Genomic DNA, 14322 nt, shown 5'->3' on the forward strand with positions numbered 1-14322 from the left:
GCCTGCGTGCCGCTAGGGCGTTTTCGGAGCACGACGACACTCAGCGGGCGGTCCCCGGCCGTCCGGGAGGGTCACACAGTTCGGACATGCCAGACGCGGTATTGGCCGAACGCGTGGATGCCGTTGAGACTGGGATCGTGGGGGAGGGCCGAGGACCTACCCTCGACGGGACGCGAAAGGGAGGGCGATGCAGGAGCTTCGCCTCGCCGCCGTCAGTGAGGACGGCACTTACCTGGTATTGGCGAGTGCCGGTCGCGGGACCCGTTTCACGCTGCCCGTCGACGACCGTCTCCGCGCCGCCGTGCGCGGACAGTTCTCCCGGCTCGGCCAGGACGAGATCGAAGTGGAGAATCCGTTGCGCCCCAAGGAAATCCAGGCCCGGATCCGCTCTGGCGAGACAGCCGAGACGATCGCGGACCTCTCCGGAATCCCGATCGAGCGCGTCCGCTGGTTCGAGAGCCCTGTGCTCCAGGAGCGCGAGTACGTCGCCCAGCAGGCGCAGCGGGCCTCGGTCCGGCGCCAGGGCGAATCCGCTCCCGGCCCCGTACTGGGCGACCTGATCGCCGAGCGCATCGGCCAGCACCAGCTGGAGACCGGCGATGCGGTCTGGGACTCCTGGAAGCGCGAGGACGGCACCTGGCAGCTGCGGCTGATCTTCTACGCGGGCGGCGAAGAGCGCGCGGCCCACTGGATCTATGAGCCGCGCCGCCGCTCGGTCACCCCGGCCGACGGGGAGGCCGTGCGCTTCCTCACGCGCGAGGCCGACGAGCCGCTGGATCTGGGGCCGGGAAGCGCGAACGTGACCCCCTTCGTCCCGCGGCGCCAGGGGTCGGCACCCGAGTCGCGCCCGGAGCCGCCGCGGCCCGAGCCGGGCCGGCCCGACGGGCGCACGCAGGAGCCCGGGCTGCGCACCGCGCCGACCGATCCCCCGCGCAGCGAAGAGCCGCCCGCGCCGGCCGCCCCTGCGGCGTCGGCGCCGTCGGGGGCTCCCGACCGGCCGGCGCCGGCCGGTCCGCCGGAGCGGTCCGCCCCGGCACGCACCCGCATCACGCCCGATCGCGCCGTGCCGCCGGCGCAGGACGCGGCGCCGCAGCCCGCCGCCGCGCGGCAGCAGCGCGAGGAGGGCCCCGCTCCCGTGCCGGAGGCGCCCGCAGCCGGGAGCGACCCGGCCGCTCCCCCCGCGTCGGCCGAGGCCCCCGAACGCCCCGGCGATCCGGAGCGGTCCGAGCGCCCTGATCCGCCCGAACAGCCCCAGCAGCAACCGGAACCGTCCGAGCGGCGCGGTGCGGGGCGCGCCGCGCTGCAGAGCCCCGCACCGCCCGCCGCCCAGCGCCCGGATCCCGTTCCGGCGAGCGCACCCGAGCAGGACGATTCGCAGGAGCTGCCCTCGGGTCGGCGTCCGGAGCCGCCGGTTTCGGCCGCGGCCGCCGGAACGGGCGCACCCGGCGGCGGTTCGGCGTCCCGCCGCAAGGGCCGCGGCCGCCGGGCCTCGGTGCCGTCGTGGGACGAGATCATGTTCGGCTCCAAGAAGTCCGACTAGGGCTTCGCCGGCGGGGTCCGGCCGCACCGCGCGCGACCGCCGGGGGATGCGCCGCGCCGACCGGCGGAGCGGATCGGGGCGTCTGTGCGCGCCGAGCCGCCGGGCGGTCCCGGAGGGATCCCGGCGTGCCTCGCGCACCCGATCACGCCCGGCCGGTCAGGCGTTCCGGTCGGTGTCGTCGAGGAAGGGCCGGACCATCTCCGGGGTGACGCCGTGCGCGAAGGCCACCGACGCGCCGAAGCCCGCGTCGATCGCGGAGTAGCCGCCGCTGCCCGCGCCCACCGACACCTCCAGATCGGCCAGCCCGACCCGGCGCTGGAACAGCGTCTGCTTCCAGTTCCAGCCGATGATGGCGTCGCGCACCACCACGGCCTGGACGCGCCGCAGCGACCCCGACCGCACACTGACCCGGTACCCGTCGTCGCCGTGGCCCAGTGACCGGTACCGGTCCAGCCCCAGCGGCACGCCCAGCACCGCCGGCACCACGAGTACACCGGCCACCCAGGGCGGGGCGACGAACGCGGCCACGGCGGCCGCGAGCGCGAACGGCGCCACCGCGCGGAACAGCCGCCGCCACAGCGCGGCCCGCGGATGGCGCGTGAGGGAACCGCTGAACGGCGCCAGGGCCCGCTGCAGGACCGCCTCCACACGCGAGCGCGGTCCGGCCGGCATCAGCATGGCGCGGGTCGCGGTCTGTCCCAGACCGGTGACGATGGCGCGCAGGTGCACGGCCGAGCGCGTCCGCTCCAGCGGGTTGTCGACCAGTTCATGTCCGCGGATGCGGCGCTTCTCCAGGGTCACGCTCTGGCGCGTGAGCAACCCGCGCTCGGCGACCAGCGTGTCGCCGCGCCGGAGCAGCGTGAAGCGCCAGTGGGTGACGGCGTAGGAGACCACCGCGAACAGCGGCATGGCGACCAGAAGCAGGAACGCCAGCACGGCCGCGGCGGCGGCCAGCAGCGAGACGGCCGCGTCGGCGGCCCACAGGTAGAGCTCGTAGGCGGTGTCTCCGCTCTGCTCGCCCAGGCCCTGGCTGACGACGCCGACCAGCGTGGCCAGGGCGACGAAGGGCGTCATCAGATAGCCCAGGCTGAGCACGGAGTAGAAGTACCAGCCCGCCGGCATGGTGAAGTAGACCTCGGTGTCCTCGGCGTCCCCGGCCGGTGCGGCGGGTCCGGGCTCACCGGAGGCGTCCGCGCCGACCGGCGCGGACGGCCCGCCGCCGCTGAGGTCGGCGCGCCGCTGCAGCAGGACCCGGCGCAGGCGTTCGGCCTCGCCCGCCGCGACGGCGTCGAGCTTGCCCTCTTCGCTGCCTCCTCCCCCGGCCGCGGCCTCGATCTTGACGACGGCCAGGCCGAGCATGCGGTGCAGCGGGTTGGAGCTGATGTCGACGCCGCGGATGCGCTCCAGGGGGATGGAGCGGCGCGAGCGGTTGATCAGGCCGCGTCGGATCTCCAGGCTTTCGGAACCGACCTGGTAGCGCAGCGTGTACCAGGTGAGCAGCCCGCTGAGGACCATCGCGACGAGGGCGACCCCTGCCCCGCCCAGCATCCAGGGGTTGAAGCTGTAGGTACCGGCGATCACCGCGATGAGGACGGGGACGATGTAGCTGCGCAGGTAGTTGACGGGGGCGGTGACCAGGGTCAGCGGGCTGAGCCGGTAGGCGGGCTCGGCCTCGGGCCCGGAAGCGGAGGCGTCCGGCGGATGGCCGTAGGGCCCGGCGGCCGGCCCGGATCCCGCGGGCGGCGGGTCCGGTGCGGGCGGCTCCGCGGGGACGGGACCGCCGTCGCGGTCCGATCCGCCGCCGGGCGCGGCGCCCCCGCCGACGCCCGGACGGGGCTCCTCGTACGGACCGTTCTCGCTCATCAGGCTCCTCCGATGGGCCCGGCGGCGGGAGCGCCGGGGCGCCGGCCCGCCGTGCGGGCGGGGGTCACGTGGCGTCGTCGCGCAGTTCGGCGGCGCGTTGGGCCAGCTCCTCGGAGATCCGCTGGGCGTCGGCGGCGGCCAGGCCTTCGATGGTGGAGGACCCGGCGTGCGAGGCGGTCTGCACCTCCAGCGTGGCGACGCCGAACATCCGCTCCATCCAACCCTGGCGGTGGTCGACGGTCTGGATGCGGCTGACCGGAACCAGCTGCCACTGGCGGCTGAACCAGCCGCTGCGGGTGTAGACCACGTCGGCGGTGATCTCCCAGCGGTGCACGCGGTAGCGCCACTGCGGCACGATCACCACACGCGCGAGGGCGTAGACACCGTAGAGGACCACCAGCCACCACGCGTTGCGCAGCGCCCACTCGGGCACCCAGTCCCACCATGCGAGCCGCAGGGCCCATACCGCCGCGCTGAGCAGCGCGGCGGTGACCGCCGAGCCGATCGCGGCCTGCAGGGTCCACAGCCGCACCGCTTTCCGCGACACACGGTGGGTGGGGGGTCTCAAACGCGTCGTCGTCGCCACACCACCGAGTCTAGGGGCCGCCGTCGCACCGATCACAGCAGCGGCCGCGCACCGGGCGCGGGAGATACCGGCCCGCCGGGCCGTCCCGGGAAAACCCGGGGCCCGCGCGGTGTTGCACCGAGAGCGTCCGTCGGCCGGGACGCGGACTGTGCGAACCGCGTGTCAGCCGGGTCGGCCGGTTGTCAGCGGTTTGTCAGTACCCGGCCCGACACTGGCGGCGTGGCCACGTCGTCGGGGGCACCGGGACGCCCGTGCTAGAACGGGTGTTCGAGGAAACGGCGCGGATCCGCAGAAAGCGGGCCGTGCCGTCGCCGCCGCGATCCGTGCGCACCCAGCCGGCTGCGCTGGAATCCGGTGTCGCCCGTCCGCCGGACGGGTTTGCATCCCCAAAGGAGATTCGATGACTGACGCCATCCGGGCGGAGGGTCTGGTCAAGAGGTTCAAGGGGCAGACCGCCCTCGGCGGGGTCGACCTCACCGCGCGCACCGGGGCCGTCCTCGGTGTCCTCGGACCCAACGGGTCGGGCAAGACGACCACCGTACGCATCCTGGCGACCCTGCTGCAGCCCGACGCCGGCCGCGCCACGGTCGGCGGCTACGACGTGGCGCGCGAACCGCACCAGGTGCGCCGCCAGATCGGGCTCACCGGCCAGTACGCCGCGGTCGACGAAGACCTCAGCGGCACGCAGAACCTCGTGCTCATCGCGCGGCTGCTGGGCTTCTCGCGGGCGGCGGCACGCGCCCGCTCCGCCGAGCTCCTGGAGCACTTCGTCCTGTCCTTCGCCGCCGACCGCCCGGCCAAGACCTATTCGGGGGGTATGCGCCGCCGCCTGGACCTGGCCGCCAGCCTGGTGGGCCGGCCTGCGCTGCTGTACTTGGACGAGCCCACCACCGGTCTCGACCCCCACAGCCGCAACGAGCTGTGGGACGTGGTGCGCTCGCTGGTGGGCGACGGCGTCACGGTGCTGCTGACCACGCAGTACCTCGAAGAAGCCGACCAGCTGGCCGACGACATCGCGGTACTGGACCGGGGCGAGGTCATCAGCCGGGGCACCCCCGACGAGCTCAAGGCGCGCGCCGGCGCCCAGGTCCTGCAGGTGCGGCCGGTGGAGTCGGCACGGTTGGAGCGCGTCGGCCGCATCGTGGAAGCCGTCACCGCATCGGAGGTCCGTACCGGTGAGGGCGCGGCCAACGCCTCGGTCACCGACTCCGCCGTCATGCCCGAGGTCGTGCGCCGTCTCGACGACGAGGGCATCGAGGTGTCGGAGCTGACCCTGCGCAGGCCCAGCCTGGACGAGGTGTTCCTGGCCCTGACGGGCCGCACCGCCCAGACCGGCACCGCCGACGACGGCGCCGCGGGCGCCGCGGAGACCGAGAGGACCCCAGCATGAGCGCCGTGGACACCGCAGACCGGGCCGGCGGCACGACCGCCGCCCCCGTGGTCACACCGCGGATCACCCCGTTGTCGGCAGCCCAGCACGGGGCCCTGCTGACCTGGCGGAGCCTGCTGAAGATCAAGCGCAACCCCGAGGAGATCCTCGGGCTGACGTTCATGCCGCTGATGTTCGTCGCGTTGTTCGTGTTCGTCTTCGGTGAGGCGATGATGGGCGACTGGCAGGCCTACCGCGACCTGATCACGCCGGGGATCATCGCCCAGTCGGTCATCTTCGCCACCATCGGCACCGGGGTCGCGCTGAACACCGACATCGAGAAGGGCATCTTCGACCGCTTCCGGTCGCTGCCCGTCGCCCGGTCGGCGCCGCTGATCGGCGCCATCCTGGGCGACCTGGTGCGGTACCTGCTGACGGTGGTCATGGTGCTGCTGGTGGCGCTGGCGATCGGCTACCGGCCCGAGGGCGGGGTGGTCGGCGTCGTGGCGGCGGTCGCGGTGGTGATGTCGTTCGCCTTCGCGCTGTGCTGGCTGTCGGCGTTCATGGGCATGCTGCTGCGCACTCCCATGGCCGTGAACATCTTCGGTTCGGTGTGGATGTTCCCGCTGACCTTCGGCAGCTCGGCGTTCGTGCCCACCGACCGGATGCCGGGGTTCATGCAGACGTTCGCCGAGATCAACCCGGTCACCCATGTGATCGACGCGATGCGCGCCCTGCTCTCGGGCGAGCCCGCCGGCGGGCCGCTGCTGTGGGTGCTGGGGTGGGTCGTCGCGATCAGCGCCGTGTTCTTCCCGCTGGCCACCCGGGCCTACCGGCGCCGCACCTGAGGCCGGCGCCGGCCGCCCGCCCGGTTCCCGCAGGTGCGGCGCGATCGCGGGAACCGTGTGCCGCCGGCGCGCATCCAAGCCACCGAACACCGCGCCCGACCGGGGTCGGGCGCGACGCGGCTCCCCCACGACCGGAAGGACACCATGGGCATCAAGCGCATCCTCGCCGCCTTCGGCATCGGCGGCCCCAGCGTCGACACGGTGGTGACCCAGCCCCACACGCGGCCCGGCGGGCACCTGGAGGGCTACATCGACCTGGCCGGAGGCGAGGTCGACGCCGACATCGACGAGATCGCGCTGTCGCTCGCCACCCGGGTCGAAGTCGAGGTCGGCGACCACGAGGGCCAGGTCACCCGCGAGGTCTCGCGGGTCCCCGTCTGCGGGCCGTTCCGGCTGGCGGCGGGCGAGAGCCGGCACATCCCCTTCACCTACCCCGTGTCGTACCAGGCTCCGCTGACCGACGCGGGCGGGCATCCGCTTCCCGGCGCCATGCTCGGGCTGAGCACCGATGTGGTGATCGGCGGCGCACCCGACAAGGGCGACCTCGACCCGGTACGCGTCTCCCCGCTCCCGGCGCAGGACCGCGTGCTGGAGGCGGCGCACCGGCTCGGATTCGTCCTGTTCAAGACCGACGTCGAACAGGGCCGGCTGCAGGGCACGCGCCAGGAGTTCCCGATGTACCAGGAGCTGGAGTTCCGACCGGCCCCGCAGTTCAAACGCGGAATGAGCGAGATGGAGCTCTGGTTCGTCGCCGACCGTGAGGGCGTCGACGTCGTCATCGAAGCCGACAAGCGCGGCGGCCTGTTCACCGAGAGCCAGGACCGCTTCGCCCGGTTCCGGATGGGCCACGCCGATGCCGAGCAGCCGGGCGACTGGGCGCCCGTGCTCGCCGAGACCGTCGAGTCGATGCTGCAGCGCCGCGGGATCTTCGGCTAGCCGGACGGCCGGCCGCGAACCGGCCGCCGCTCGGCCGGCACGGCCGCACCGCAGGACGGGCGGTGCGACCGGGGCCGGGCGGCGGTCACCCGGCGCCCCACGCGCCGCCGGTGGGCGGGGCGCCCCATGCCCTCAGCCAGGCCCCTACCCGGTCGTCGGCTCCGGCCGGGCCGTACTCGGCGCCGAAACCGTAGGCGCGGTCGAATCCGTCGGCGCCCAGCGCGTCCCGTGCACGCGCCCGGATGCGCGCGACCGCGGGGCCGGCCTCGTTGGCCAGCCCGCGAACCGATTCCGCGCATCCCAGCAGGACGGCGGCGCGTTCGGGCCACTCCCCGTGCAGCACCTCGGCCAACTGCTCGCATACCTCCGCGCAGGCCAGCCCGGTCGGCTGCGGGGCGACCATCGCCCAGGCGGCCGCGGCGTGGGCGAGAGCGGCCCGGCGATCGCCCAGCGCCATGGCCGTACGGCTGAGCAGCGCCAGCCACCCGGGTTCGACCTGCCGGCGCACGATGTCGTTCATCGCGGCGACGTCGGCGCCCAGAGACATCGCGATGTCGTAGGCGGCGGCAGGGTCGCCCGCGGCGCAGGCGACTTCGGCGTCGCCCACCCGGCAGATCAGGCGGGTCTCGCTGTCGGCGGTCAGTGCGTGGGCCTGCTTGACGGCGCTGCGCGCGGCGTCGACGCGGCCGGATGCGGCCAGGGCGATGCCGCGGCGGGCCGCGAACTGGGCGCGGGTCGCGCTCAGGCCGATCTCGTCGGCGAGCGCGTCGCCTTCCTCCAGCAGGTCCATCTCGCGGCCGGCGTCGGTGAAGCGGCCGAGCCCCGCGGCCATGGTCAGGGCGTGGGCGGTGCCCCAGCGGTCCCCGATGGCGCGGAAGCTGTCGAGGGCCCCGAAGACGCGGTCGCTGCCCTCGGCGCCGCTTCCGGTGTGCAGCGCCAGCAGTCCGCCGAAGAGCCGCGCCGCGGCGCGCACCCAGGGATCGGGGTGGTCCGCGGCGGTGCGGTCCAGGCGGGCGATGCGCGCACGGCGGTCGTAGCCGAACATGCCCAGCAGCAGGATGGGCTGCAGCAGCCCCGGGTGGTCCTCGGGCCGGTCCCCCGATTCGGCCAGCAGCTCTTCGGCGCGCAGCAGGCCCTTGGCGGAGATCTCCTGGTCGGTGATGTCGGCGCCGGCGGAGTGGACGGCCAGGCAGGCGGCGTAGGCGACGGTGCGCCCGGCGGGCGGGCGGTCTCCGGCGGCGCGCAGCAGCTCGCCGCACCAGCGCACCAGGTCGCTCCAGGAGTTGCCCATCTGCCAGTACCAGCAGGAGGTGTGGAGCAGGTCGAGGGCGCAGGCGAGGTCGCCGGAGTCGATCGTCCAGCGCAGGGCGGCGGTGAGGTTGTCGTGCTCCAGGCGCAACCGCTCCAGCCAACCGAGTTGGTCGGGGCCGCGCAGGTGCGGATCGACCCGGGACCACAGCGCGAGCGTGTAGTCGGCGTGGGCGCGCCGCACGACGGCCTCCTCCCCGCTTTCGGCCAGGCGCTGGGCGCCGTAGGCGCGCACGGTCTCCAGCATCCGGTACCGGGGCTCGCCGCCGTCGTCGCCGACGTCGGCGCTGACCAGCGACTTGTCTACCAGGGCGAACAGCACCGGCCACACGTCGCGCCCGCCGTCGGAACCCGGCGACCACACGTGCTCGACGGCGTCGAGGGCGGCCCCGCCGGCGAAGACCGACAGCCGGTGCAGCAGGGTGCGTTCGTCGCTGTCGAGCAGTTCCCAGCTCCAGTCGACGACGGCCTGCAGTGTCTGGTGCTGGGGCAGGGCGAACCGGTTGCCGTTGGTGAGCAGGCGGAACCGGTCGGACAACCGGGCCGCCAGGTGGGTCACGGACATCGCCCGCACACGGGCCGCGGCCAGTTCCAGCGCCAGCGGCAGGCCGTCGAGTTCGCGGCAGATGCGCACCACGTGGGCGGCGTTGTGCTCGCCGACCGTGAACCCGGGGTCGACGGCGCGGGCGCGTTCGGCGAACAGCCGCACCGCGGCGTAGGCGCCGGCCCGGTCGGCGCCGGCGGTCTCCGGCGGCAACGCGAGCGAGGGGACGGCCAGCAGCCGCTCTCCCGCGATCCCGAGGGGTTCGCGGCTGGTGGCCAGCACACGCAACCGGGGGCACCGGGCGAGGAGCCGTTCGGCCGTCTGCGCGGCGTCGCCGACCAGGTGTTCGCAGTTGTCCAGAATCAGCAGCGCGTCGCGCCCGCCGAGGTGGTCGACGACGCGGTCGAGGACGTCGCCGGTACTCGGGGGCGCCCCCGACGACAGCGACATTCCCGGAAGTTCGCTCAGCCCCAGTCCGCTCAGCAGCGCGTGGGGGATGTCGGCGCCGTCGCGCAGCGGGGCGAGTTCGACGAACCACACGCCGCGCTCGGCCGGGGCCGCCGCGTCTTCGACGAAGCGGGATCCCGCCTCGATGGACAGCCGGGTCTTGCCCGCGCCGCCGGGGCCGATCAGAGTGACCAGGCGTTCGTCGTCCAGCAGCGCACCGACCCGCGCGACCTCGTCCTCGCGGGCGACGAAGCTGGTCAGGACGTGCGGGAGCCGTTTGACCGCGCGGGGTTCGGACGTTGGGGGTGCGTCCGGGGCGACCGGTTCGGGGGACGCTGCGGCGGCCGCAGCCGGCTCGTGCGGTGCGGCCGGGGCGGGGCCCGGACCGGGGGATCCGCCGTGGAGTTCGCCCCGCAGCAGCCGCAGCTGCAGCCGCTGCATATGCGGGGAGGGATCGATGCCCAGGTCCTCGGCGAGGCCGCGGCGCAGCCGGTCGTAGGCCGTCAGCGCTTCGGCTTGGCGGCCGGCCGCCGCCAGGGCGCACACCAGCAGCTCGGCGGGGCGCTCGTCGTGGGGAGCGTGCGCCGCCAGGGCTTCGGCTTCGGGCAGCGCGTCGTCGTGGCGTCCCAGGTCCAGTTGCAGGCGCAGGCGTTCCAGCAGGACGGTGCGGTGGGAGGCGTCCAGGCGCAGCACGGTGTCGCCGGCCGCGCCCGAAGCGCCCAGCTCCGCCAGCGCCGGGCCGCGCCACAGCGCCAGCGCCTGGCCCAGCAGCTCCTCGGCGCGTTCGGGGTCGCCGTCGCCGCGGGCGCCGCGGCCGCGGCGGGCCAGGTCCTCGAAGCGGTGCAGGTCGACGCTGGCGGGCTCGACCTGCAGACGGTAGCCGCCGGGGTCGCCGTGCACGGGCGCGTCGCCGCCCAGGGCGCGGCGGAGCCGCGACACCAGGGCCTGCAGCGCGTTGCCGGCGTTCTCGGGCACGGCTCCGTCGCCCCAGATGCCGCGGACGAGCCGCTCGCTGCCCACGGTGCGGCCCGGTGTGAGCAGCAGCAGCACGAGCAGGCGGCGCAGGCGCGCGCCGCCGACGGGCAGGTCCGCGCCGTCGGCGCTGGAGACCGCGAGTGGACCGAGGATGCTGAACCGCACGGTTCCATGATCGCCGATCGCCGATCGCCGCAACACCGTCGCACCAGGTTTCCTTCTCGCACGCGCCCGCACGCCCGCTGCGGGCGGGCGCACCCATCCCCGCTCGGTGCGCAGTATGGTTCGGGTATGCCGTCCCGCGCGGCCCCGGCCCGGGGCCCGCCGCGTCCGGAGTGGCGCGCCGGGCATCCGGGAGAGTCACCGTCGCATCGTTTCGCAGGAGCCCCATGTTCTCGGTCGCATCCCGTCCCTCCCGCTCGCGCCGCGCGGGAGCGCGGCTGGCCGCCGCGGGCGGCGCCGTGCTGGCCGCGGCGACGGCCGCCGGGTGCGGGACGCTGTCCTCGGGAACCGAGATCGAACTCAGCGACGAGATCAACGTGAGCAGCACGATGATGCAGTCGGGCGAGCCCGTCCCCGACGCCTACACCTGCCGGGGCGAAGGGGGCTCGCCCACGCTGCAGTGGTCGGGGCTGCCCGACGACGACGTCACCGAGTCGCTGGCTCTGGTCGTGGACGCCCCCGAAGAGGCCACGGTGTTCTGGATGCTCTACGGCCTCGACCCGCAGACCGCCGAGCTGCGGCAGAGCACCGTCCCCCACCCGGGTGAGCAGGGCCGCAACAGCGAAGGCGACACCGCTTACGACCCGCCGTGCTATGCCGAGGACGGCGCCGACGAGATCCGGTTCACCGTCTACGCCCTCGACGGCCGGGTGCAGGTCGCCGACGGCGCCTCGCTGGAGGAGACCCTGGGTGCGATCGCCGACCGGACGATCGCACGCGGTTCCCTCACGGTCACCAACGGTCCGTGAAATCAGACACGGGCCCGCCCCCGCGGGGGGTTCTGCGTTTCGGTGACGCGTCGTGCGTGCGCACGAGCGGAACGCCCGTCGCCCTCTGCACTCATGCCGCATCTATGCATAAAGTGGGTCCGTGCCCCCCGTTGATTACCTCATGACCGAATCGCCTGATCGCCACGGCCGACGCAGGATCCCGGTGACCGCCCCGGGTTCCGTGTACAGCTTCGCAGGCGCGGAGGTCCGGGGACGTCCCGCGGCCCGTACCGCGCGTCCCGTCGCGACGGGGGTCCCCCGACGGGCCGCGGTTCACCGAGGCCGCCGGGGTGCGCGCGGCTTCGCCCCCGCGCAGCGACCGCTCGCTCCGCGCGCTTCCCCACCGGCCGTCCCGATCACCCCCGCCGGTGGCAGCCATGTCGTCTACCAGGCCGCGGGCCCAAGGGTGGTGCATTCACTGTGACCATTGCGCTAATCGCGATCATCGCCGTCATCGTGGTCCTCATCGTCTTGGTGCTCATCCTGCTGGGCATGCGGGCACTCAACGCCGGCGGCGCCGACGACGGCTATGACGACTACGACGAACACGAACACGAACACGAGTCCGCGGAGGGCGAGGAGCCCGCCGCCGATCCCGAGCCGCGCGGGCGCGACCGCCGCGGGCGCGCCGAGGCGGCGCCGGCGCGCTCCCGCAGCCGCCGCAGCAGGCCCGCCCGCGACGACGACGATTTCGCCGGCAACGATTTCTGGTCCAGCCTCTCCGGCGACGATCCCGACGACGACGAAGAGCGCCCGTTCGCCGGTTCCGGTCGGCGCGAGTCCCGGGCCGATCCGGCGTCCCGGGCCGAGTCGGCTGAGGCCCGCCGCGACACCCGGGCGGAGTCGACCGCGGCGATGGCGGCCGTGTCCGACGACGCCGAGCCCGTGTCGCCTCCGCGCCCGGCCGACACCGATCCCCCGCGCGCGCTCGGCGGCGACGACGCCCCGCGCGGCCGGCGCAGTCGGGGCGCGCCGGAGCGGAGCGCCCCCGAGGCGCCCGCACCGCCGTCCGCGGACCCGGACGGCGACGACGGGCTGCGCATGCTGGCGAGCCTGGGGCAGGGCCCTGGACAGGGCGACGACCCGGGGCACGGGCCCGGACAGGACGCCCCGGCACCGACCGAGGAGCCGTCGGGCGCGGCGCCCGACGAACTCGGCTCGCCGAGCGGACGGGGCGCCCCGGATACGCGTGATCCGCTGACCGACCCGCGGGACGGCCCTTCCTCTCCGGCCCGTCCGTGGACTCCGGCCGCCTCCGCCGACCCCCTCGGCCAGCCCGGCCCCGCGCCGGCCTCCGGCGGTGGTGAGCGGTCCCGTTCCGCCTCCCGGGATCCGGGTCCGCCCCCGCGCGACGACGACCCGCTCAGCGGCCCCTCCCCTCTGGGCCGCGGAGGGGCGCCCGGCTCCCCCGCCGCTTCCTCCTATGACTCCGGGTCGTTCGCGCGCGGAGGCCCGTCCTACGACGGCTCCTCCCCCGGCCCCTCCTACGATTCCGGTCCGCTCGACACCGGGGCCCCCGGCCGCTCCCCCTACGATGCCGGAGCCGGTCCCTCGGACCGCTCCTCCTACGACACCGGTTCGCACCCGCTGGCGGAGTACGGCGGATCGGCGCCGGGGGGCTCGCCCTACGACACCGGATCCCTCAACCGGCCCGCCTACGACGCCGGTCCCGCGAACCGCTCCTCCTACGACACCGGCAGCCACAGCCGGTCCGGGTACGAGGCCCCCGCCGGCCCGTCGTCCTACGACACCGGCTCCTACAACCGGCCCGCCTACGACCCGGCGGGCCCGGCTTCGCCCTACGACACCGGGTCCTACAGCCGACCGACACGCTCCCCCCACGCCCCGGCCGGGCACGGCGGGTCGGGCACCGGCGATCCGCTCACCGACCCCGCGTTCACGCCTGCGGGCAGCTCCGGTCCCGACACCGGGTCGCCGATCTGGTCGAGCCTGGAGACGGGCCCGCACCAGAGGCCGAATACGGCGCCGAACCCGCCCTCCGGGCCGGGGTACCCGTCCGGGCCGCCCGCGGGGCAGGCGCCCCGGACCGGCCCCGCGGCAGGCGGCGGCCAGGGCGGTCCGGCCCCCACTCCCGCAGGCGGTTTCGAGGCCGCGCCCCCCTACGGCCCGGCCGATTCCTATGCCCGCGGCCCGTACGACAGCGGCCCCTACGACCACCGTCCCTACGACAGCCGCCCCTATGGCGCCCCGTCGCACCCCACGCGCCAGTCCGGCCCGATGCCGCAGGCGCCCACCGGGCCGGATCCCGCATACGGCGCGGGCCCCACAGGCCCCGCCGCACCCGACCCCGGCTACCGCGCCGGGTCCGATCCCGGCTACGGGCCCGGACCCGACCCCGGCGGCTACGGCTACGGCGGCCAGTGGCGGGGCGCCTGGGAGCAGCAGCCGTGGGGCGGGACCGCCGGCGACCGGCCGGGACCGGCGCCGCAGGGGAGCTACGACGCCTATGGGGCCCCTGCGCCCTACGGCCCCGCCGGCCCCTACCCGCCCGAGGGGTACGGCAACGGACCCTACGGCGCGCCGCAGCCCCCGTCGGGCGGCCCCGCCCCGCAGGGCGGCTACCCGGGCATCGGCGCCTCCCAGCAGGGCCCCGACACGGCCCAGCCCTATCCCGGCTACACCGACGTCCTCAGCGACTACCCGCCGATGGACCAGAACGCCGGCTACCCGCCTGCGGGCCCTGCGGGCTACGACCCCGCGCCGGGCGAGTGGCCGCCCTATCCCGGGCGCCCCGATCCGCAGGACCAGGAGGACCCGCCCCCGCCGCCCTACGGCCAGGGGTACGGATACGGCGACGGGCGCCGTTAGCCGATCGCGCTCGGGCGGCGCATCCTCCGGCGACGGGGCCGGTTTCCCCGATGAGGCACCGCAGACGGGCGGGGCGCGCACGGCG

Annotated in this window: 9 protein-coding genes; 6 read left to right on the forward strand and 3 right to left on the reverse strand. The window is 75.2% G+C overall.

The annotated features are described in order from the left end of the window. Positions 1-187: 187 nt before the first annotated feature. Complete coding sequence (sepH, locus tag HNR25_RS24875; RefSeq protein ID WP_184640434.1) at positions 188-1540, forward strand: septation protein SepH; 1353 nt, start codon at positions 188-190, stop codon at positions 1538-1540. A gap of 156 nt (positions 1541-1696) precedes the next feature. Here sepH and HNR25_RS24880 read toward each other — a convergent pair whose 3' ends face one another. Together HNR25_RS24880 and HNR25_RS24885 are read right to left on the reverse strand one after the other, a co-directional pair. Next, entirely contained in the window at positions 1697-3403 is a 1707-nt protein-coding gene (locus HNR25_RS24880; RefSeq protein ID WP_184640436.1) for a PH domain-containing protein, read from the reverse strand. A 64-nt stretch (positions 3404-3467) separates the two neighbouring features. Next, positions 3468-3950, reverse strand: coding sequence for a PH domain-containing protein (locus tag HNR25_RS24885; RefSeq protein ID WP_312862784.1), 483 nt, complete (start codon positions 3948-3950; stop codon positions 3468-3470). 439 nt (positions 3951-4389) lie between these two features. On the opposite strand from HNR25_RS24885, the gene HNR25_RS24890 reads away from it, so the two are divergent. The 3 genes from HNR25_RS24890 (at position 4390) to HNR25_RS24900 (ending at position 7142) form a co-directional block, all read left to right on the forward strand. Then, a complete protein-coding gene (locus HNR25_RS24890) occupies positions 4390-5379 on the forward strand; it encodes an ATP-binding cassette domain-containing protein (RefSeq protein ID WP_184640438.1) in 990 nt (329 codons plus the stop codon). After that, positions 5376-6206, forward strand: coding sequence for an ABC transporter permease (locus HNR25_RS24895; RefSeq protein ID WP_184640440.1), 831 nt, complete (start codon positions 5376-5378; stop codon positions 6204-6206). Before HNR25_RS24890 ends, HNR25_RS24895 begins: the two co-directional genes overlap by 4 nt. A gap of 144 nt (positions 6207-6350) precedes the next feature. Then, positions 6351-7142 (forward strand): sporulation protein, encoded by a 792-nt coding sequence (locus tag HNR25_RS24900; protein ID WP_184640442.1) that lies wholly within the window; start codon positions 6351-6353, stop codon positions 7140-7142. 85 nt (positions 7143-7227) lie between these two features. Here HNR25_RS24900 and HNR25_RS24905 read toward each other — a convergent pair whose 3' ends face one another. Then, positions 7228-10581 carry an AfsR/SARP family transcriptional regulator gene (locus HNR25_RS24905; RefSeq protein WP_184640444.1) on the reverse strand — a complete coding sequence of 1118 codons (3354 nt, stop codon included), beginning with the start codon at positions 10579-10581 and terminating at the stop codon, positions 7228-7230. Positions 10582-10805: 224 nt separating this feature from the next. Between HNR25_RS24905 and HNR25_RS24910 the strand changes: the two genes are divergently transcribed. Together HNR25_RS24910 and HNR25_RS24915 are read left to right on the forward strand one after the other, a co-directional pair. Further along, the gene (locus tag HNR25_RS24910; RefSeq protein ID WP_184640447.1) at positions 10806-11387 is read left to right on the forward strand and encodes a YbhB/YbcL family Raf kinase inhibitor-like protein; all 582 of its coding nucleotides are present in this window, start codon (positions 10806-10808) and stop codon (positions 11385-11387) included. Between the two features lie 441 nt (positions 11388-11828). Further along, complete coding sequence (locus HNR25_RS24915; RefSeq protein WP_184640449.1) at positions 11829-14237, forward strand: hypothetical protein; 2409 nt, start codon at positions 11829-11831, stop codon at positions 14235-14237. The last annotated feature ends 85 nt before the right edge of the window (positions 14238-14322 follow it).

The organism is Streptomonospora salina, from assembly GCF_014204715.1.
GTDB classification, from domain to species: Bacteria; Actinomycetota; Actinomycetes; order Streptosporangiales; family Streptosporangiaceae; genus Streptomonospora; species Streptomonospora salina.